This is a genomic window from Streptomyces sp. BV286 (assembly GCF_019090165.1).
In the GTDB taxonomy this organism is placed as follows: Bacteria; Actinomycetota; Actinomycetes; order Streptomycetales; family Streptomycetaceae; genus Streptomyces.
On record NZ_JAHRIB010000134.1, the window covers coordinates 19986 to 40124 of the forward strand.

Genomic DNA, 20139 nt, shown 5'->3' on the forward strand with positions numbered 1-20139 from the left:
CCTAGGCGAGGCGCACGCGCGGGTCGATGTAGGCGTAGGCGAGGTCCACGATGATGTTCAGGATCAGGATGAAGAAGGCCCCGAACAGCATGACGCCCATCGTCAGCGGGAGGTCCTTGGTCAGCGAGCCGTCGACCGCGAGACGCCCGATGCCGGCCAGGTCGAAGGTGAACTCGGTGACCACAGCGCCGGAGAGCAGCGCGCTGAGGTCCATGCCGATGATGGTGACGATGGGAATGAGCGAACCGCGCCAGGCGTACCGGAAGAAGACGTACCGCTGCCGCATGCCCTTGGCGCGCGCCGTGCGGACGTGCTCCTCCTGCAGCTGCTCGATCATGGTCGAGCGGGCCATACGCGTGTACTGGGCGGTGAAGATCGTGGCCATCACGGCCCAGGGGATCAGCATCCCCACGAACCAGCCGCCCGGGTCCTCGGTGAACGGGACGTACTTGGGGTTCTCCATCCAGCCGGTGCTGTAGACCAGCAGGCTCAGGACGATCGGACCCAGGAAGTAGATCTGGAACGAGCTGAGCACCATGGAGGCGCCGCTGACCGCCTTGTCGACGGCCGTGCCGCGCTTCCAGGCGGCGAGCAGACCCGTACCGAGACCGAACAGCAGGAAGATCACCAGACCACCGACGGTCAGCGAGAGCGTCAGCGGGAAGCGGTCCATGATCGAGTCCCACACGAAGTCGCCGCTGTCGAAGGAGACACCCAGGCACGGTGCTGAGCAGTGCCCCTGGGGGAAGTCCCGGCCGGACACGATGCCCGCCATGAATTCCCAGAACTGCGTGGTGATGGGCTTGTCGAGACCGAGGTTGTCGCGGATGACCGCGATGTTCTCGGGGGAGCAGTTCTTGCCACAGGCCAGCTGGGCGAAGTCCTGGGGAATTGAGTAGAACAGGAAGAACGTGAAGGCGCCGATCAGGAACATGATGACGACGGCGCCGCTCAGCCTGCGGATGAGGAACTGAAGCATGGCGGGTGGATGCTCTCTTCGAAACGCGGCGGCAGGAGGGGGGTGCCGTCCGCGGGGGTGCGCTCCGCCTGGCGCACACCCCCGCGGATCAGCCGAGCTGACGGATTACGGCTGCTTCAGGAACAGGTCGTTGATGTCGATGTAGCTCGACTCCGTGCTGTACCGGGCACCACCGATGTTCGAACCGTAGAGCTGGATCTGCTTCGAGTAGTAGACCGGGGCTCCGGGGTTGATGCCCTCCACGATGCGGTGGTGAGCCGATTCCCAGGTCTTGGCCGCAGCCTCGGGCTCCTCCGTCAGAGCCTTCTGGATGTAGTCGTTGACCTGCTTGTCGTTGATGTGCGAGTAGTTCGGCGAACCGTCGGCGACCTGCGTGCCGTCGTAGACGGGCGTGATGACCGTGCCCGGCGACGGCCAGTCCTGGCCCCAGCCGGTCATGTACAGGTCGTACGGGTTCTTGAGCTTGCCGACCTGCTCGTAGAAGGTCGCGCGGTCGATCTCCTTGGCCTGGACATCGAAGCCGAGCTTGTTCAGCGCGTCCTTGATGATGACCATCTGAGCCTGGCCACGCGGGGTGTTGGAGTAGGCGTAGCTGAGCTTGGTGCCCTGCTTGAAGCCGGCCTCCTTCAGCAGCGCCTTGGCCTTCGCCGGGTCACCGTTGGGCTTCTTCAGCTTGCCGAACGGGTCGTACTTCGGGTCGAAGCCGGGCAGGGTCGGGGCCAGCAGACCACCCGCGACCTCGCCGCCGTACCGTCCGCCGTCCGCCTGGACCATGGACTGGTTCGGGATCGCGTAGGTGATCGCGTCGCGGACCTTCTTGTCCTTCATCTCGGCGCTGTCGAGGTTGAAGGAGAGCTGCCACACGTACGGCTGGTAGCCCTGGATGGTGCGCTTCTTGGCGGCCGGGGTGCTGATGACCGTCGACAGCTGCGCCGGGTCCACGGAGTCCGTGAACTGGATGGCGTTCTTGGCCTCGCCCTTGTCGGCGATCAGACGCTTGGTCTGGCTGGCCTGGTCGATGGTGTTGGTGAAGTTGTAGCCGTCGACGTACTGGTGGCGCACCGAGTCCGTCTTCTCGTCCCACTGGTCGTTCTTGACCAGCTTGACGGACTTGCCGGCCTTGTACTCGGAGATCTTGTACGGGCCCAGGGAGGCGGGGGCCTTGTCGTACTTCTCCTTCGTGTCCTGCTTCTCGGGCACGATGGCGTAGCCGGCCATGGCCAGGGCCTGCGGGAGGTCCGGCTGGGCCTGCTTGAAGTGGAAGACGACCGTCTTGTCGTCCGGGGTCTCCAGGACGGAGTCCGGAAGGTGCTTGCCCTTGAACGGGCCGTCCGGCAGCGCCTCGCGGTACTTGGCACCGGAGAGCCAGGTCTGGACGTACGTCGGGCCGTCGAAGATGAACTTCGCGTACTGCCGCTCGATGGTGTGGCGGACGTCGGCGGACGTGATGACGTTGCCGTCCTCGTCCTTGACGCCGTCCTTGAGGGTGTACGTCCAGGTCTTGCCGCCGTCGGACGACTTGCCGGAGTCGGTGGCGACGTCACCGACGACCGTCAGGTTGCCGTTGTCGTCCTCCTGGAAGTTCGTCAGACCGCGGTGGACCAGGTTGGCGAACTGGCCGGCGTCGCTGACGTAGATCTGGCCCGGGTCCATGTGGGTCAGGTCGGACTGCTGGTACACGTTGATGGTGCCGCCGGTCTTGGCGCCGGCCACCGGCTCTGCCGGGCCGTTGGACGCCTGGGCGTCACCGTAGGCGACAGGCTTCGACTGTGACGCGGCGTCGTCCTTGGACTTGGAGTTGTCCTTGGAGTTGTCCTTGCCGCTGTCGTTGGAGCAGCCGGTCAGCGCCAGCGAGCCGGCCGTGATGGCGACGGCTATGGCACGCGCGGTGCGGGTTCTGATGGGCTTCATGATGCCGATGCACCTACCTGTCGATTGTTGTCCACGAGTACTGCCTGACGGTCCGGTCTCCCGGAACGGGGGTGGCAGTCCCCCCACCACCAATGGACGGTTACCGTCCGGTCTTGGGGTCGAATGCGTCCCGGACGGAGTCGCCGAGAAGGTTGAAGGCGAGTACGAAGATCACCATCGCGACGCCCGGGAAGAACATGAACATGGGGTCCTGCTCGTAGATCTCGGAGCCGATGGCGAACATCCGGCCCCAGTCGGGGGTCGGCTCGACGAAGCCGACACCGACGAACGAGAGGAAGGCGATGGTGAGGATCGAACTGGGCAGCATGTAGGTGCCCTGCACGAGGATCGGCGTGACGATGTTCGGCAGGATCTCCTTGCGCACGATGCGCGTCGGGGACGCTCCCGAGACCTTGGCCGCCTCGACGAACTCGCGCTCCCGCAGGGAGAGCGCGGAGCTGCGCACCAGCCGGGCCATGCCCATCCAGCCGAGGAACCACATCACGAGGATGATCGCGACGGCGCGCAGGTAGGTCGGGGTCTCGTCCGTCGGAGAGACGAACAGGGCCGTGACCACCGGCATGAAGGCGATGAAGAACAGCTGCTGCGGGAAGGCCAGGAAGAAGTCGGTGATCCGGCCGAGCCAGTAGTCGACCTTGCCACCGAAGTAGCCGCTGACCATACCGATGATGACGCCGGTCAGAACACTGAGCAGCGTGACGATCACGGCCATGTAGAGCGAGGTGCGCATGCCGTACAGCAGCATGGTGAACACGTCACGCCCCAGCTTGGGCTCGACGCCGAACCAGAAGTCGCCCGACATCCCGCCGAACGAGCCGGTGGGCATGGCGAAGTCGTCGAGCAGGAAGGGGTAGTCGGGCTCCTGCGCGTACAGCGTGTACGGGTCCTTGCCGTACAGCGACGAGATGACCGGGGCGAGGGCGGCGATCGCGAAGAAAAAAATCACCACGCACGCGGAGATCACTCCGGTACGGTCTCGCTTGAAGCGATGCCACATCAACTGCCCGGGGGAACGGCCTTCCAGCTTCTCGGCCTCGGCGGGCTCGGTGTTCGACGCGAGCTCGGGGTCCAAGGCCGCCGACGGCCCGGAGCCCTCGGCCTTGGTTGGACTGGTCATCTTTGTTCTTCCCCCGGGGGATGGAGAGTTGAGCGCAGCACAGATACCGGCAGGTTCTGTGGTTTCAGGGAACTTTCACCAAGTCGGTCAACGCGCGTCAAGGGCGGAAGACATAGGGATGTCCCTACGCTCGAAATTTTGAGCAAAAATTGCAGAGAATGACACCTACGCGCGCTTGACAGGTGAGATGAGACTCCGGCAAAACGGACAACGTTGAGGAAAATTTCGTTTACGTGTCCGAAACTTGATTGGGCATTGCCCGATATGCGAACGCCGCCGTGTCGTACCCGTCGTCGCCCGAACTGAACCGGTTTCGCCGTACGGGCACACCGAAGGCCCGGCTCCCCGCCGTGCGAAGAACCGGGCGTCCGGATGAGACCCTCACCGGCCCCGGGAGCGTGCTCCCGGGGACCGGAAGAGGCAGGTCAAGCCCTGTTTGTCAGCCGTGCTTGGCGCGGCTCGCGGCGCGGGCACGCTCGCGGCCGTCCAGGTTGACCTTGCGGATGCGAACGGACTCCGGGGTCACCTCGACACACTCGTCGTCGCGGCAGAACTCCAGGGACTGCTCCAGGGAGAGCTTGCGCGGCGGGACGATCGCCTCGAACGAGTCGGCCGAGGACGACCGCATGTTCGTGAGCTTCTTCTCCTTGGTGATGTTCACGTCCATGTCGTCGGCGCGCGAGTTCTCGCCGACGATCATGCCCTCGTACACCTCGGTGCCGGGGTCCGTGAAGAGCACACCGCGCTCCTGGAGGTTCGTCATCGCGAACGCGGTGACGGCGCCGGCGCGGTCGGCGACCAGCGAGCCGTTGTTACGGGTCGCCAGCACGCCGAACCACGGCTCGTGGCCCTCGTGGATGGAGTGGGCGATGCCCGTGCCGCGCGTGCCGGTCAGGAACTCCGTACGGAAGCCGATGAGGCCGCGGGACGGCACCACGAACTCCATGCGGACCCAGCCGGACCCGTGGTTGGACATGTTGTCCATCCGGCCCTTGCGGACACCCATGAGCTGCGTGACCGCGCCCATGTGCTCCTCGGGGACGTCGATCGTCATGCGCTCGACGGGCTCGTGGACCTTGCCGTCGATGATCTGCGTGACCACCTGCGGCTTGCCGATGGTCAGTTCGAAGCCCTCACGGCGCATCTGCTCGACCAGGATCGCCAGGGCCAGCTCACCGCGGCCCTGCACCTCCCAGGCGTCGGGGCGCTCGGTGTCCAGGACCCGCAGCGAGACGTTACCGACCAGCTCACGGTCCAGACGGTCCTTGACCTGGCGGGCCGTGACCTTGCGGTCCTTGACCGCGGCCTTGTTCTCCGCGCCCTTGCCGGTGCCACCGCGGCCGACCAGCGGCGAGGTGTTGGTACCGATGGTCATGGAGATCGCGGGCTCGTCGACCGTGATGAGCGGCAGCGCGATGGGGTTCTCGGGGTCGGCGAGGGTCTCGCCGATCATGATGTCCGGGATGCCCGCGACGGCACAGATGTCACCCGGGCCGGCCTTCTCGGCGGGCTTGCGGGTGAGTGCCTCGGTCATCAGCAGCTCGGTGATGCGGACGTTCGACATCGTGCCGTCACGCTTGATCCACGTGACCGTCTGGCCCTTGCGCAGCTCGCCCTGCTCGACGCGGAGCAGCGCGATACGGCCGAGGAAGTTGTCGGCGTCCAGGTTGGTGACGTGCGCCTGGAGCGGGGCCTCCTCGTCGTACTGGGGGGCCGGGACGTGCGAGAGGATCGTGGAGAAGAACGGCTCCAGGCTGTCGCTGTCGGCCGGTACCGTGCCGTTCTCCGGCTTGGTCAGCGACGCGACGCCGTCACGCGCGCAGGCGTAGACGATCGGGAACTCGATCTGCTCCTCGTCGGCGTCCAGGTCGAGGAAGAGGTCGTAGGCCTCGTTCACGACCTCGTCGATGCGCGAGTCGGGGCGGTCCGTCTTGTTGATGCACAGGATGACGGGCAGCCGGGCCTGGAGGGCCTTGCGCAGCACGAAGCGGGTCTGGGGCAGCGGCCCCTCGGAGGCGTCCACCAGGAGGACGACCGCGTCCACCATCGACAGACCGCGCTCGACCTCGCCACCGAAGTCGGCGTGACCGGGGGTGTCGATGATGTTGATCGTGATGACGTCGCCGCCATCCTTCGGGTGGTACTTCACGGCCGTGTTCTTGGCCAGGATCGTGATGCCCTTTTCACGTTCCAGGTCGTTCGAGTCCATCATGCGGTCGTCGAGCGACTCGGCGGCGTGCGCGGCGAAGGCACCGGCCTGCTTGAGCATGGCGTCGACCAGGGTGGTCTTGCCATGGTCGACGTGGGCGACGATGGCGACGTTGCGGATGTCGTGGCGCGTGGCCATATTGAGGCGCTTCTCCCGGAGTGAGTGGACGGCCATCCGCTGCGCGGGGCCTTGCCGGGCTGAAACGTGCCACGGCCTTACCCCATGGTACGGGCCCGCTGCCGCTGGGGCTCGACAGGGCTCCGGCCGGGACCCTCGGTCCCGGCCGGTCGGGGCTGGTCGCGCCGCTCCCCGCGCCCCTTACGTGGCGCTCGTCACCTGCGGCTTCGGGCCTTCTTCAGGAAGCCCATGTCCTCGTAGAGGGGGGTCTGGAATCCGAAGGCTCCCGCGTTGGCGAGATGGGTACGGACCGCTGTCAGCTGAGGGCGCTGGTACAGGGGGATCGACCCCGCGGCGGCCCAGATGCGGGCGTCGGCCTTGCGGACCAGGGAGCGTGCCTCGCCCGTGTCGAGTTCGGCGATGGCCTGGTCGAAGAGCTGGTCCACCTGGTCGGTGCCGACCCGCGTGTAGTTCTGCTCGACGCTCAGGGAGCCGTCCGCCGCCGGCACCGGCTTGGAGTAGATGGGGCGGGCGTCGGTCGCGGGGAACGCGGACGCGGGCCAGGAGTACAGCGCCAGGTCGTACTCGCCCGAGGCGATGTGGTCCTTGAAGTAGCTGTCGTCCGCGACCTTGGAGATCTCGGTACGGATCCCGACGCGGTCCAGCATCCTGGCGATGCGCTCCCCGACGGTCCGCAGCGACCGGGAGCCGGGGCCCGACGGGAGCACGAAGCGCAGCGACAGCGCCTTGCCGTTCTTGGCGAGCGGCCCCGCCGCGGCGCGGCCCGGCGCCGCGGTGCCTCTCGGGGCGTACGCGCCCGGGGCGCCACCGTGCTTGAGCTGCTGCTTCCCGTCCTGGGCGAGGTGCTTCTCCGCCGCTCCGCCGGCCCCGTCCCGCTCCCCCCGCCCCTCCTTCTTGGCCTTCTTTTCGTTCTTTTCTTTCTTGCCCGTCTTGCTCTTCTTGCTCTTCTTCGCCTTCTTGTCCTTCTGGCCGTCCTTCTCCCTCTCGGCCATGCGGCGGTCGTCCAGCGCCGCCGCCTGGTCGAGGAGCGCGGCCCGCTGGCGTTCGACCAGGGGTGCGGGCGCGAGCACGGCGGAGCCGCCGTGCCCGCCGGGCTTGCCGTCGTCCGCGGCACCGTGCGGGCCGGCCGGCTTCCCGTCCGTCTCGCCGACGACGTACGTACCGTCGTCGGCGGAGTCGCCACCGCCGTCCGAGCCGTCCGAGGCCTTGGAGGCTGCCGCGCCGGCCGCCTTCTTGGCCTTCTTCTCCTCCTTGACGGGCCCGCCCACCACCCATCCGGCGTCGGACAGGAGGGCCTGGGCCTCCCCGGTGTCCTGTCCGCCGAGCGCTCCGCTGTTGTCGGCGTACGCGTGCTGTCCGGCGAGCGCGAGATGGCTGCCGACCGGTTCGGCAGGCAGGCCCAGGGGCTTCAGCACCACCTCGGCGAGCTCGTCCCGGTCGAGGGCGCGGGCCACGGCCCGGCGGACCCGCTCGTCGGCGAGCGGTCCCTCGGCACCGTTCAACGCGAGCTGTGTGAAGGCCGGTTCGAGGGACTTGCGGACCTCGAACCCGCGCAGGGAGGACTGCTCGTCGGCGTACTTCGCGAGGGCCTTGCGGCGCTTCGAGCGCGCCGTGATCTCCTCGTCGGCCGCCTCCTCGTCGGAGCCGTGCGCGATCGCCCAGGAACGCAGCGCCCTGCCCGGCGTGAGGGCGGCGCCGGGACCGTGCGTGAGCGGGGCCCCCTTGGCCGCCTTCTTCTCCCGCCCGGCGAGCGTGACGCGGTGCGCCTCGGCCGCGTCGATCTCGGCCAGGTCGAGCCGGCCGGCGGCGAGCGCGGCGGCGCGCTTGTCCCGCGGCACGGCACGCAGGACCAGCGTGGAGAGCTTGGCGGGGCGGCCCCACCAGCGAGGGTTGCGCTTCAGGGTGAGGTCGCCGGACTCGCGGTCGATCGCGTCGATCACGAAGGGGCCCGCGGTGACCTTCAGCTTGCGGCGGGCACTGTCGTTGAAGCTGTCCGGGGTACCCATGACGTCCTTCGGGTACAGCGGCGAGAACAGCGACTGCCAGTCCGCGTACGGCTTGCCGAAGGTGACCCGGACCTCCAGGTCGTTCGCACCGCGCTCGATCTTCTCGATGCGGTCGTAGCCGGCGTTGCGGGCGGTCCAGTACGCGGTGTCCTTGCCGGACAGGGCGCGCCACTGGGCCGAGAAGTCCGCGGCGCCGATCTCGCGGCCGTCGCTCCAGACGGCCTGCTGGTTGAGCTTGTAGAGCACGACCTGCTTGGGCTCGCGCTCGACGACCTTCGCCGACTCCAGGTAATCGGGGTTGCGCTGCGGCCGGCCGTTCGCGTCGAGCCGGTACATGGTGGGCAGTACGGCGCCGACGACCCGGGAGGTGGCGGCGTCCGCGTCGGCCTGGAAGGCGTTGAGGGTCTCCGGGACGTTGTCCACGGCCCAGCGCATGGTGCCGCCGTCCGCGATCAGATCACGGCCCGCGGGCGCGATGTCCTGGCCCGCGGTGGGCCTGCCCGCCTCGTCCTGCTCGCTGCACCCGGCGAGGGCCGGCACCGCGAGGACACCCGCCGTGAGGAACGCGACCGAGCGCGTCACCGCGCGCAGTCCGACGCCGTCGTGGGACATGACTGGTACCTCCGGGGGGCCGCTCCACAGGTGAACACGGGGTGTCTGATCACGTTTGGCGGTATTTGGAGTTGATCAGATGTATGCCGCCACTGAAGAGGAAAGGGTTCGGCGCCGGGGGGCGACACGGCGACGGCGGCGGGCAAGCCCACCCGTGCGGCGCAACGGCCCGAGCCCGCGGCGCGGAGCCCTTCGCACCCGCACGCCCCTGCCAATCCATGCACATCCCTTCACACCAGCAGGTGTGACGCGCGACACTCGCAGGCGCATGAACGTTGCCGCCTTGGGCCGATGGGTCCGCGGAAGTGAGGGCACGCCATGTCCGTGCACGACGACCTGACATCGATACAGCGCTCTCTCGACGACCTGGTGAGGTCCGTGAAGCGACTGGAACAGCAGATGGGTGGCGGTGGTCTGGAGATGCGCAGGGTGCGCACCGACGCCGACCACCTGCGCGAGAGCGTGGCGCTGCTGCGCGAGGCCGCACCCGGCCTCGGCAAGCCCCGGCGCCCCGACCTCGTGTCCATCCCCGACACCCCGTACGACAACACCCTGTGGACGGACTCCGACGACGAAGGACTCGGCGCCCGCGACCGCCACGCACCCTGATCCCCGACCGGAGCTCTCCTTGGCCACTGGTACGGAACCCCATACGAAGAGCGGCGGCGTACGGAACCGTACGCGCGCCGCGATCACCGCCCCGCATCTGCGGACCGACCGCTGGTGGCTGGCGCCCGCCGCTACGGCGGCCGGGCTGCTGGCCTTCGTCGTCTACTCGACCTGGCGGGCGTTCTCGAACAGCGACTACTACGCGGCTCCCTACGTCTCCCCGTTCTACTCGCCGTGTCTGGCGGAGAACTGCGAGCCGATGAGGAACGGGCCCAACTGGGAGCTCTTCGGCACCTGGTGGGGCCTGTCCCCCGCCCTGATCGTCCTGATCTTCCCGCTCGGCTTCCGGCTGACCTGCTACTACTACCGCAAGGCCTACTACCGGGGCTTCTGGGCCTCGCCACCGGCCTGCGCGGTCGCCGAGCCGCACAAGAAGTACACCGGCGAGACCCGCTTCCCGCTGATCTTCCAGAACATCCACCGCTACTTCTTCTACGCGGCGGTGCCGGTCGCGGGGATCCTCACGTACGACACGGTCCTCGCCTTCCGGGACGAGCACTACGCGTGGGGACACATGGGGCTCGGCACGCTCGTGTTCCTCGTCAACATCGTGCTGATCTGGGCCTACACCCTGTCCTGCCACTCGTGTCGGCACATCGTCGGCGGCAAGCTCAAGCACTTCTCCAAGCACCCCGTGCGCTACCGGACCTGGCAGCTCGTCGGGAAGCTGAACGCCCGGCACATGCAGCTCGCCTGGGCGTCGTTGGTGAGCGTGGCGCTCGCCGACTTCTACGTGTACCTGGTCGCGTCCGGCGTCTTCGACGATCCGAGGTTTTTCTAGATGAGTGGGGCCTTCTGATGTCCGTGGTCGACCGGCAGGAGTGGGACGTCGTGGTGGTGGGCGCGGGCGGCGCGGGCCTGCGTGCCGCCATCGAGGCCCGCGAGCGGGGCGCCCGCACGGCCGTGATCTGCAAGTCCCTGTTCGGCAAGGCGCACACGGTGATGGCCGAGGGCGGCATCGCGGCGGCGATGGGCAACGTCAACTCCGGCGACAACTGGCAGGTCCACTTCCGCGACACCATGCGCGGCGGGAAGTTCCTCAACCAGTGGCGGATGGCCGAGCTGCACGCGCAGGAAGCCCCCGACCGCGTATGGGAACTGGAGACCTGGGGCGCCCTCTTCGACCGTACGAAGGACGGGCGCATCTCCCAGCGCAACTTCGGCGGGCACGAGTACCCGCGGCTCGCGCACGTCGGCGACCGTACGGGTCTCGAACTGATCCGCACGCTCCAGCAGAAGATCGTGTCGCTGCAGCAGGAGGACTTCAAGGAGACCGGCGACTACGAGTCGCGTCTGAAGGTCTACCAGGAGTGCACGGTCACCCGGATCCTGAAGGACGGGAGCCGGGTCTCCGGGGCGTTCTGCTACGAACGGGAGTCCGGCCGCTTCTTCGTGCTGGAGGCCCCGTCGGTCGTGGTCTCCACCGGAGGCATCGGCAAGTCCTTCAAGGTGACGTCGAACTCGTGGGAGTACACGGGCGACGGGCACGCGCTGGCGCTCCTCGCGGGGGCGCCGCTGCTGAACATGGAGTTCGTGCAGTTCCACCCGACGGGCATGGTCTGGCCACCGTCCGTGAAGGGCATCCTCGTCACGGAGTCGGTGCGCGGGGACGGCGGGGTGCTCAGGAACTCCGAGGGCAAGCGGTTCATGTTCGACTACATCCCCGACGTCTTCAAGGAGAAGTACGCGCAGTCGGAGGAGGAGGGCGACCGGTGGTACGAGGACCCGGACCACAACCGGCGCCCGCCTGAACTGCTGCCGCGGGACGAGGTGGCGCGGGCCATCAACTCGGAGGTGAAGGCGGGCCGCGGGTCGCCCCACGGCGGGGTGTTCCTCGATGTCTCCACCCGCATGCCCGCCGAGGTCATCCGGCGCCGACTGCCGTCCATGTACCACCAGTTCAAGGAACTCGCGGACGTCGACATCACCGCCGAGGCGATGGAGGTCGGGCCGACCTGTCACTACGTGATGGGCGGGATCGCGGTCGAGTCGGACACCGCGGCGGCCCGCGGGGTGCCCGGGCTGTTCGCGGCCGGCGAGGTCGCGGGCGGGATGCACGGCTCCAACCGGCTCGGCGGGAACTCGCTCTCCGACCTGCTGGTGTTCGGGCGGCGGGCGGGGCTGCACGCGGCCCAGTACGCCACCGGGCTCACCGGCGGACGTCCCCTCGTGGACGACGTGCAGGTCGACACGGCGGCGGCGGAGGCACTGCGGCCCTTCTCGGCCGAGGGCCCCGAGCCGGGCGCCGAGAACAGCCGGCCGCCTGAGAACCCGTACACCCTCCACCAGGAGCTCCAGCAGGCGATGAACGACCTCGTCGGCATCATCCGCAGGGAGGCGGAGATGGGGGCGGCCCTGGAGAAGCTCGCGGACCTGCGCGTACGGGCGCGGCGGGCCGGGGTCGAGGGACACCGGCAGTTCAACCCGGGCTGGCACCTGGCACTCGACCTGCGGAACATGCTGCTCGTCAGCGAATGCGTGGCCCGGGCCGCGCTGGAGCGTACGGAGTCGCGCGGCGGCCACACCCGGGAGGACCATCCGGCGATGGACCGGGCGTGGCGGCGCGTCAACCTGCTCTGTCAGCTGACCGATCCCACGGGCGGCCTGGCCGCCACGGACCCGGTGCACGGCCAGATCGACCTCGTCCGGGAGACCACCGAGCCCATCCGTCCCGACCTGCTCGCCCTCTTCGACAAGGAGGAGCTGGTCAAGTACCTCGCCGAAGAGGAGCTCTACGAGTGAGCAGCTACGAGGCCCGCTTCAAGGTGTGGCGCGGGGACGTCGGGGGCGGCGGCCTGGAGGACTTCGGGGTCGAGGTGAACGACGGCGAGGTGGTCCTCGACATCATCCACCGGCTCCAGGCGACCCAGGCCCCCGACCTCGCCGTGCGCTGGAACTGCAAGGCGGGCAAGTGCGGTTCGTGCTCGGCGGAGATCAACGGCCGGCCGCGGCTGCTGTGCATGACGCGGATGTCGGTGTTCACGCGGGAGGAGACGATCACCGTGACTCCCCTGCGTGCCTTCCCCGTCGTGCGCGACCTCGTCACCGATGTCGGCTTCAACTACATGAAGGCGCGGGAGGTGCCCGCGTTCGTCCCGCCGGAGGGGGTCGGTCCCGGCGAGTACCGGATGATGCAGGAGGACGTGGACCGGTCGCAGGAGTTCCGCAAGTGCATCGAGTGCTTCCTGTGCCAGGACACGTGCCACGTGGTGCGTGACCACGAGGAGAACAAGACCGCCTTCGCCGGTCCGCGTTTCCTGATGCGGGTGGCCGAGCTGGACATGCATCCGCTGGACGCGGCCGAGGAGAGCGGCCTGGACCGCAAGAAGACGGCCCAGGACGAGCACGGGCTCGGCTACTGCAACATCACCAAGTGCTGTTCGGAGGTCTGCCCCGAGGGCATCAAGATCACGGACAACGCGCTGATCCCCCTGAAGGAACGGGCGGTCGACCGGAAGTACGACCCGCTGGTCTGGCTGGGCAGCAAGATCCGCAGGAGGCCGTCCGGGCCCACGTAGAGGGGCGGCCGGTCGCACCTCTTCGACGTCGGCCGCGGAGTCGGCCCGGGGTCCGGCCACCGTGCTGTTGCGCCGCGGTACGGCCCTGGTGAGCGCCGTCGGGGCGGGGCGGGCCCCGCGAGCCCTGCCTCGCGGGGCCCGCCGCCGTCCTGCTCCGGCGGGCTCCGCGGCTCAGAACAGGCTCAGCAGTGCCTCCGCCGGGTCCGTGAGGCCCTTTCCGCCGTTGGGTAGGGGCAGTTCGAACCACACCGTCTTCCCGCGGGGTGTACGGCGCGAGCCCCAGGCGGCGCTGAGGAGGCCCACGAGCTGGAGCCCCCGGCCGCCCTCGTCCGTGTCACGGGCCCGGCGGCGGCGGGGCTGGACGAGACCCGCGTCCCAGACCTCGCAGACCAGGGTGCGGTCGAGGAGGAGACGGAGGCGGATCTCGCCCTCGCCGTAGCGCAGGGCGTTGGTGACGAGTTCGCTGACGAGCAGTTCGGCCGTGTCGACGAGCGGCTCCAGGTCCCAGCCGACCAGTCGGTTGCGGGCGAACTCCCGGGCGCGGCCCACGCTGCGCGGCTCGCGCGGCAGGGTCCAGTCGCCCACCGACTCGGCGGGCAGCCCCTGGACACGTGCCATCAGCAGCGCGATGTCGTCCTCGCCGTGGTGCGTGTCCAGGGTGTTGAGGACGTGGTCGCAGACGTCCTCAAGAGGGTCGGAGGGGTCGACCAGAGCGCCCACGAGGGCCTGCAGGCCCTCGTCGAGGGGGTGGTCGCGCGATTCGACCAGGCCGTCCGTGTAGAGCGCCAGGAGGGCACCCTCGGGGAGTTCGACCTCGACCTCCTCGAACGGCTCGCCGCCGACGCCGAGCGGCATCCCCGGCGGCACGTCGAGCATGAGCGCGCTCTCGCCCGGCTCGACCAGGACCGGCGGGAGATGGCCGGCGTTGGCGAACGTACAGCGGCGGGTGACGGAGTCGTAGACCGCGTACACGCAGGTGGCGAGGTACACCTCGGAGAGGTCGGCGTCCCGGGACTGGCGGGCACCGCGCGTAGATTGCTGGGTGCCTCCGGGCGTGCCGAGACCTCGGGCGATCTCGTCCAACGCGGAGAGGACCTCGGCCGGTTCGAGGTCGAGGAGGGCCAGGGTGCGTACGGCCGTGCGGAGTTCACCCATCGCGACGGCCGCCCGCAGGCCGCGCCCCATCACGTCGCCGACGACCAACGCGGTGCGGTGGCCCGGCAGTTCGATGACGTCGAACCAGTCGCCGCCGACCTCCGTGGCCGCGTTCCCGGGGAGATAGCGGCAGGCGATGTCCAGGCCGGAGGCCTCCGGGTCGCCGGGGGGCAGGAGGGAGCGCTGGAGGATGAGGGCGCGTTCGTGCTCGCGGCGGTAGAGGCGCGCGTTGTCCATGCAGACGGCGGCCCGGGCGGCCAGTTCGACCGCCAGGGCCCGGTCGCGCTCCCCGAACGGCTCGCTGCCCTTCGTACGGGAGAACTGGACGAGGCCGACGACCGTGTCGTGGGCGACCATCGGCACCGCGAGCGTGGACTGGATCAGGCCGCCCTCCTCGGCGGCGACGGTCTGCGGCTTCGCGGTGCGCAGGGCGTCCGCGCAGGAGGAGTTGAAGGCGTAGTGGTGGACCGCTCCCACGTTCACGGGCTCCGGGCCGCCGATGAAGGGCGCGTCGGACACGGCGCTGGCGAAGGCGACGCGGCGCAGCTCGGCGCTGCCGTCGGCGAGGCCGGGCGGGGTCTCGTCACCGGCGAGCAGACCCTGGTAGAGGTCGACGGACGCCAGGTCGCAGAAGCCGGGGACGGCCACGTCGAGCAGTTCGCGGGCGGTGGTCTCCAGGTCGAGGGAGTTGCCTATGCGGGCGCCCGCCTCGTTCAGGAGGGCGAGATTGCGCCGGGCCTGGGCGGCCTCGCGCGCGGCTGCGCGGCGCGCCGTGATGTCGGTGCCGAGCCACGCGATGCCGATCGGGCGGCCCGAACCGCTGTGCACGCGATAGAGGTTGATGGACCAGTGGCGGCGCTCGGTGGAGCCGGGCACGGTGCCGGTGACCAGCATCTCGGTGACGGAGTCGCCCGTCTCCAGTACCCGGTGCAGTATCGCCGCGACACGCTCGGCCTCACCCGGCGACAGATAGTCCCTGACGGTGCGGCCGCGGTGGTCGTCGACGGTGCCGCCGAAGGTCGAGGCGAACCGCTGGTTGGCGCGGCGGATCCGCAGGTCGGGGTCGATCAGGAGGAATCCGAAAGGAGATTGACCGAAAATGGCCTGCGAGGCGGCGAGGTCCGTCTCGATGCGACGCAGCGTGCGCACGTCCACGACGATGCACACGGCGGCCCGCTCGCCCTCCTCGGTCCGCGTCGGCATGACGTACACCTCGGCGAGTCCCTCGGTGACCCGGCCGGTGCCCTCGGGGTCGGGCAGCCGGAAGGGGACCACGCCGGTCCACTCCCTGCCGTCGAGCACCTCTGCCATCTTCCGCTGGCCGAAGTCGCGCCGGTCCTCGGCGACGAAGGCCGCGATGGGGTCCATGCCCACGGCACGATCGGTCGGGATGCCGAAGAGCTGCTCGGCGCGCAGGCTCCACTGGTCGACGAGGCCGTCGGGGCCGATCGAGAACGAGGCGACCTTGATGTAGTCGTAGATCGACCCGGGCGGACTGCTCTGCCACACGACCTCGCCGGGTGCCTCGCCCCACTGTTCGTCCGGCGCGCGGCCCGCTGTTGGCGTGCCGCCATCGCCTGTCGTCGCATCAGCCATCGCGCCGCCCGACGGGTCCTCGGACTCCGTGGCCTTCGCTGGTATCTCGCTCACGCGAACCGTCCCCTCCAGCTCACCGCGCCCGGCACCGGTCACCGGCAGCGGCTGCCCGCAGTATCCAGCACTACGGAGCCGCACAACACGGTGTTCACGATCACAGCACGGTCCCGATGCTTTTAGGACCGGCCGCGACCAACACTCCCAGTCTTCTAACCACCAGACACCCCGTCGAACCACCGACTCTGCCCGTCCTCGCCGCCCGGGGCGGACGGACCGCCCCGGGACACCTTCCGACGGGCTCCCGGTCAGCCGGGCAGGGCCAGCTCGAACCACACCGTCTTGCCCGTCGCGCCCGGTCGGGTGCCCCAGCGGCGCGAGGAGTTCGCCACCAGCTGGAGCCCGCGGCCGCTTTCGTCCTCGGCCTGGGCCGCCCGTTCACGGGGCGGGTCGGGCAGGGGGTCGGAGACCTCCACGAGCAGGGCGTCGAGCGGTTCCGAGGGCCGTACGAGGCGGACGCCGATGGGGCCGGTGGCATGCCGCAGGGAATTGGTCACCAGCTCACTGACCAGCAGCGCGGTCACGTCCTGCAGGGAGTCGAGGCCCCAGGAGCGCAGCTGGCCCCGGACGGCGGTGCGGGCGGTCCTGACGGCGCCCGGGTCCGCGGGAAAGGTCCACTCGGCGACATCGCCCTCGGTGTGGATCACGCAGATCACTCCCAGGCCAGAAGCGGACCGTGTCCGGTTTCGTGGGGTTAATTGGCACATACCCGATATCCCGGGCGGAGTACCGTGCGCGAGGGCGCACAGTGGCACGAACGGCGTACTCGGAGCTCGCACCAGTCACCACATGCGCCCCGCGAGGCCGAGCGTCCCACGTACGGTGCGCGTACCGCACCCCGCAGACTCGAGTGCACGAAGTTGCGATGGTCACACCTGGGTGACACCCTCCGCTTGCGGGGCCGCACCCCCGGACCCCCGGGATCCCGGCCCGGACGGCCCCGCTCCCGAACACGGGCGGGCCGGCTCTCACACCGCCGGAGCCCCGCTCCCCCAGGCCCTCCGCGCGACTTCGAGGACGGCGGCCACGTCCTGGTCCAGCCAGTCGACGTCCCAGAGCTCGTCCGGCGTGAGCCAGCGCAGCTCGTCGTGGTCCTGGAGGGCCAGGGGCGCGGGCGAACCGGGCAGGAGGCGAGCGGTCCAGACATGCAGCACGTACGGCGGCTTCAGGGGAAACTCACCCGGCACCCGGCCGACCGGCTCCGACTCGACCCCCAGCTCCTCACGGAGCTCCCGGACCAGCGCCTGCTCGGGCGTCTCCCCCGGCTCGACCTTCCCGCCGGGCAGCTCCCAGCGCCCGGCCAGCTCCGCGGGGGCACTGCGACGCGCCGCGAGAAGGCGCCCGTCGCTCAGCACGGCGGCCCCCACCACCACGATCCGTTCGGTCATGCGCCGGAGCCTACGGGAGCCGCGCGCAGCCCTTCGCGCCTGTCACCTGGCGCCGTTCTGCGCGATCCGCTCGACCCAGTACAGCTGCTTGTGCCCGCGGTCGTCGAGGCTGTCCGCGATCTTCTGGGCCTCGGCCCTGGTCGCGTACCTGCCGACGCGGTAGCGATTGCCGTTGTCGTCCTGTCGTATGACGAGCCAGGGAAGTGTGATCGTGCTGTCGTTCATCGCGCCCCTCCGCTCCCCGCCCCCGGCTCGCGCCCAGCCCCGTCCCATAAGGAAACCGCAATCCGCATATGCCCGAGCCTACGCCTAACCTTCACGCAGCGAATACGGAATTTCACAAAGAGGTACGCACGAGGTAAGCAACCGGCCAGGCCGGAGGGGGCGCATCCTCATGGATACGCCCCCTCGCACCGGCTCCGGGTCCCGCCAGCAGGACGGGGACCGGGCACCGGCCCTCCGCGAGAACGACCGGATTCCACCGGCCCGCACGCCGCCTCTCCGGCCGCCACCCCGTCACTGCCGCGGCCCCGCGCCCCCGCAGCCCGCCGGCCGCCGGCCGTACGCCCTACTTCACCGGCAGGTGGTAGGCGATGCGGTACCGGTCCGCCGGCACGACCACGTCCGCCGTCTCCACCGGCCTGCCCGACGCGTAGTACGTCCGCTGGATGACGACCACGACATGCCCCGGCACGCCCCCCAGCGCCGACAGCTCCTCGGCCAGGCCGGGGCGGGCGCCCACCTCCTCCGTGACGTTGTCCACGATCACGTCGATGGCGGCCATGCGCTCGACCACTCCCATGCCGCCGAGCGGCCCCTCCTCCGGAAGCATCACCGGGGAGCGGCCCGTGACGGCGAGGGGCTCCCAGGAGGTGGAGAGCATCATCACCTCGCCCGCGTCCCGGAAGACGTACTTCGTGCACATCACGCGCTCACCGGCCTGGATACCGAGACGCTCGGCCACGCCGCCGCTCGCCTCCGCCTGCGCGCTGTGCGACTCCCAGGTGCCGCGCGCGGCAGGGTCGGCCTGCTCCTGGCGGAACGGGGTCGCGCCACTGTCGGGCCGGTACCCGGAGCGGGCGATACGGCGGGGCACCGGGCGCTCGCGCACATACGTCCCGGAGCCGGAGCGGCCCTCGACCAGCCCCTCGGCCATCAGTACCTTGCGGGCCTCCAGGGCGACCGTGTCCGAGACCCCGTACTCCTCGCGGATTCTGGCCTGTGACGGGAGCCGGGTGTGCGGTGGCAGCGATCCGTCGACGATCTTCTTCCGAAGATCGCCTGCGACGCGCAGATACGCCGGCTGCTCACCGAATGTCACTGGCCACTCCCGTCGAGTTGTACAGACAGCAACAGGGTGGCAACCGTGGGTTGTGCCAGGCAAGTGAAGGCCAGAGAATCACTCGATGTGATGACGGATCGCTGCCGAGGGCGTTACGCAGGCACTTTCTCCCCACTGCCGCCGTCTTCACACCTCGGCGCCGCTGCCTCCCGAGCCGTCCCCCGTACCGGCGTCCCCGCCGTCGCCCTCCTCGTAGGAAGGCGGAGGCGTCGACGCGAGGCCCAGGGCCTTGCGTGCCGTCACCGTCCTCTGCGGGTCGGTGAGGTCCAGTGCCTTGTCGTAGTGCTCGTGGAAGGCGTCGGCGTCGGCCGCCTTCGCCGCCTCGGCCCACTCCTCCTTCGCCGACTCCAGGTGCCCGACCAGCGCGGTGACCGGCTTTCGCGCGTCGGCGGGCCACTCGTGCCCGCGGAGCAGGCCGACCTGCTCGGTGATGGCGCCCGAGACGCGGGCCGCCCACCGCTTGTGGCCGGGCAGGTCGTCCTCGACGTACTCCTCGTCGGGCACGGAGTCCATCGCCTCGTTGAGGACCTGGGCCGCTTTCAGGTAGGCAAGCTGGTCGGCGTCGAGAGTGGTGGCGTCCTGGCGCAGCGATCCGGTCAGGCCGCTCTTCCCGTCGACGTGGCCGAACAGGCAGCTGATCTCGCGGTCGCCGATACTCCAGCTGTCCCGGGTGGGCGTGAAGTAGTAGATGTCGACGTCGTCCGGGAGCGCCCACGAGTCCATCGCGTACGCGTACTGGAGCGTGTAGCACCTGTCGTCGGCGGCCTCGGTGATGGCGTCGTCACCGGGGTAACGGCTGTCCGCCATCTTGAAGTTCGCGAAGACCTCACCGTCGTGCTCGTCCTCGCACGACACCGTGTCCACGTCGTAGGCCATGCCCTCCAGGGAGCCGCCCGGCGTGTCGAAGCACTCGCCCTTGTCCACGGAGAAGGTGGCGCTGTCCTCGCTCGCTTCGCGCGCCCCCTCCTTGAAGCCCTCCCAGAACCCGGCCACGCCGCCGGTGGCGAGCGTGAGCGCGAGGAGGGCGGCACCGATGCCGGAGAGGACCATCCCGGCGACGGCCATGCCCTTGCCGCGCTCGCCCTTCCGCTTGATCTGCGCCAGCGCGAAGAGCCCGAGGACCAGCCCCACGAGCGGCAGGAAGCACAGGATGCCGAGCACGAGCGCCGCGATCGCGAGGCCGTTGACGGGCGCCGGGCCGCCGTACGGGGAGTATCCGTGCCCCCAGGGCTGGTGTCCGTACGGGTCCGGCCCCTGCGGCTGACCCGGATACCCCGGATACCCCGGATACCCCGGTGGGACCGGCTGTCCGGGATACGCGCCGTACGGACCCGGACCCGGGCCCGTACCCGCCGGCGGGTACTGCCCGTGCGGCTGCCCCTGGGGCTGCTGTGGCCCGGGGGGCGGGGGTATCTCCACTA

The 20139-nt window shown here is 69.6% G+C and carries 15 protein-coding genes; 4 read left to right on the top strand and 11 right to left on the bottom strand.

All coding sequences use genetic code 11. The annotated features are described in order from the left end of the window. Position 1: 1 nt before the first annotated feature. From KUF83_RS18995 to KUF83_RS19015, 5 genes are all read right to left on the bottom strand, one after another. On the bottom strand, positions 2 to 979 hold the full coding sequence (locus KUF83_RS18995; RefSeq protein WP_217455919.1) for an ABC transporter permease: 978 nt from the start codon (positions 977 to 979) through the stop codon (positions 2 to 4). Positions 980 to 1084: 105 nt separating this feature from the next. Continuing rightward, on the bottom strand, positions 1085 to 2890 hold the full coding sequence (locus tag KUF83_RS19000) for an ABC transporter substrate-binding protein (RefSeq protein ID WP_217455920.1): 1806 nt from the start codon (positions 2888 to 2890) through the stop codon (positions 1085 to 1087). A gap of 100 nt (positions 2891 to 2990) precedes the next feature. Continuing rightward, the gene (locus tag KUF83_RS19005) at positions 2991 to 4028 is read right to left on the bottom strand and encodes an ABC transporter permease (RefSeq protein ID WP_217455921.1); all 1038 of its coding nucleotides are present in this window, start codon (positions 4026 to 4028) and stop codon (positions 2991 to 2993) included. Positions 4029 to 4467: 439 nt separating this feature from the next. Beyond that, on the bottom strand, positions 4468 to 6375 hold the full coding sequence (gene typA / locus KUF83_RS19010) for a translational GTPase TypA (RefSeq protein WP_217455922.1): 1908 nt from the start codon (positions 6373 to 6375) through the stop codon (positions 4468 to 4470). A gap of 194 nt (positions 6376 to 6569) precedes the next feature. Beyond that, positions 6570 to 8993, bottom strand: a complete 2424-nt coding sequence (locus tag KUF83_RS19015) for an ABC transporter family substrate-binding protein (RefSeq protein WP_217455923.1) — start codon at positions 8991 to 8993, stop codon at positions 6570 to 6572. A 318-nt stretch (positions 8994 to 9311) separates the two neighbouring features. Here KUF83_RS19015 and KUF83_RS19020 point away from each other — a divergent pair, with 318 nt between their 5' ends. From KUF83_RS19020 to KUF83_RS19035, 4 genes are read left to right on the top strand one after another with little or no spacing between them, the layout of a single operon-like run. Continuing rightward, positions 9312 to 9602 carry a hypothetical protein gene (locus KUF83_RS19020; protein ID WP_217455924.1) on the top strand — a complete coding sequence of 97 codons (291 nt, stop codon included), beginning with the start codon at positions 9312 to 9314 and terminating at the stop codon, positions 9600 to 9602. A 19-nt stretch (positions 9603 to 9621) separates the two neighbouring features. Continuing rightward, a complete protein-coding gene (locus KUF83_RS19025) occupies positions 9622 to 10443 on the top strand; it encodes a hypothetical protein (RefSeq protein WP_217455925.1) in 822 nt (273 codons plus the stop codon). A gap of 17 nt (positions 10444 to 10460) precedes the next feature. Beyond that, entirely contained in the window at positions 10461 to 12404 is a 1944-nt protein-coding gene (locus KUF83_RS19030; protein ID WP_217455926.1) for a fumarate reductase/succinate dehydrogenase flavoprotein subunit, read from the top strand. Beyond that, positions 12401 to 13180, top strand: coding sequence for a succinate dehydrogenase/fumarate reductase iron-sulfur subunit (locus KUF83_RS19035; RefSeq protein ID WP_217455927.1), 780 nt, complete (start codon positions 12401 to 12403; stop codon positions 13178 to 13180). The genes KUF83_RS19030 and KUF83_RS19035 overlap by 4 nt, the downstream gene beginning before the upstream one ends. A 171-nt stretch (positions 13181 to 13351) precedes the next feature. Here the strand turns inward: KUF83_RS19035 and KUF83_RS19040 are convergent, their stop codons facing one another. The 6 genes from KUF83_RS19040 to KUF83_RS19065 form a co-directional block, all read right to left on the bottom strand. Then, positions 13352 to 15985, bottom strand: a complete 2634-nt coding sequence (locus KUF83_RS19040) for a SpoIIE family protein phosphatase (RefSeq protein ID WP_217455928.1) — start codon at positions 15983 to 15985, stop codon at positions 13352 to 13354. 251 nt (positions 15986 to 16236) lie between these two features. Further along, entirely contained in the window at positions 16237 to 16695 is a 459-nt protein-coding gene (locus KUF83_RS19045; RefSeq protein ID WP_217455929.1) for an ATP-binding protein, read from the bottom strand. 261 nt (positions 16696 to 16956) lie between these two features. Beyond that, positions 16957 to 17376 (bottom strand): (deoxy)nucleoside triphosphate pyrophosphohydrolase, encoded by a 420-nt coding sequence (locus tag KUF83_RS19050; RefSeq protein ID WP_217455930.1) that lies wholly within the window; start codon positions 17374 to 17376, stop codon positions 16957 to 16959. Positions 17377 to 17418: 42 nt separating this feature from the next. Continuing rightward, positions 17419 to 17601 (bottom strand): SPOR domain-containing protein, encoded by a 183-nt coding sequence (locus KUF83_RS19055; protein ID WP_217455931.1) that lies wholly within the window; start codon positions 17599 to 17601, stop codon positions 17419 to 17421. Positions 17602 to 17944: 343 nt separating this feature from the next. After that, entirely contained in the window at positions 17945 to 18697 is a 753-nt protein-coding gene (locus KUF83_RS19060; RefSeq protein ID WP_217455932.1) for a GntR family transcriptional regulator, read from the bottom strand. Between the two features lie 147 nt (positions 18698 to 18844). Beyond that, positions 18845 to 20137 carry a DUF4190 domain-containing protein gene (locus tag KUF83_RS19065; RefSeq protein WP_308403054.1) on the bottom strand — a complete coding sequence of 431 codons (1293 nt, stop codon included), beginning with the start codon at positions 20135 to 20137 and terminating at the stop codon, positions 18845 to 18847. Between the last annotated feature and the right edge of the window lie 2 nt (positions 20138 to 20139).

Coding starts and splice junctions, on each gene's coding strand:
- KUF83_RS18995 (WP_217455919.1), bottom strand. CDS start 979: ATGCTTCAGTTCCTCATCCGCAGGCTGAGCGGCGCCGTCGTCATCATG.
- KUF83_RS19000 (WP_217455920.1), bottom strand. CDS start 2,890: ATGAAGCCCATCAGAACCCGCACCGCGCGTGCCATAGCCGTCGCCATC.
- KUF83_RS19005 (WP_217455921.1), bottom strand. CDS start 4,028: ATGACCAGTCCAACCAAGGCCGAGGGCTCCGGGCCGTCGGCGGCCTTG.
- typA (WP_217455922.1), bottom strand. CDS start 6,375: ATGGCCACGCGCCACGACATCCGCAACGTCGCCATCGTCGCCCACGTC.
- KUF83_RS19015 (WP_217455923.1), bottom strand. CDS start 8,993: ATGTCCCACGACGGCGTCGGACTGCGCGCGGTGACGCGCTCGGTCGCG.
- KUF83_RS19020 (WP_217455924.1), top strand. CDS start 9,312: ATGTCCGTGCACGACGACCTGACATCGATACAGCGCTCTCTCGACGAC.
- KUF83_RS19030 (WP_217455926.1), top strand. CDS start 10,461: ATGTCCGTGGTCGACCGGCAGGAGTGGGACGTCGTGGTGGTGGGCGCG.
- KUF83_RS19045 (WP_217455929.1), bottom strand. CDS start 16,695: ATGTGCCAATTAACCCCACGAAACCGGACACGGTCCGCTTCTGGCCTG.
- KUF83_RS19050 (WP_217455930.1), bottom strand. CDS start 17,376: ATGACCGAACGGATCGTGGTGGTGGGGGCCGCCGTGCTGAGCGACGGG.
- KUF83_RS19055 (WP_217455931.1), bottom strand. CDS start 17,601: ATGAACGACAGCACGATCACACTTCCCTGGCTCGTCATACGACAGGAC.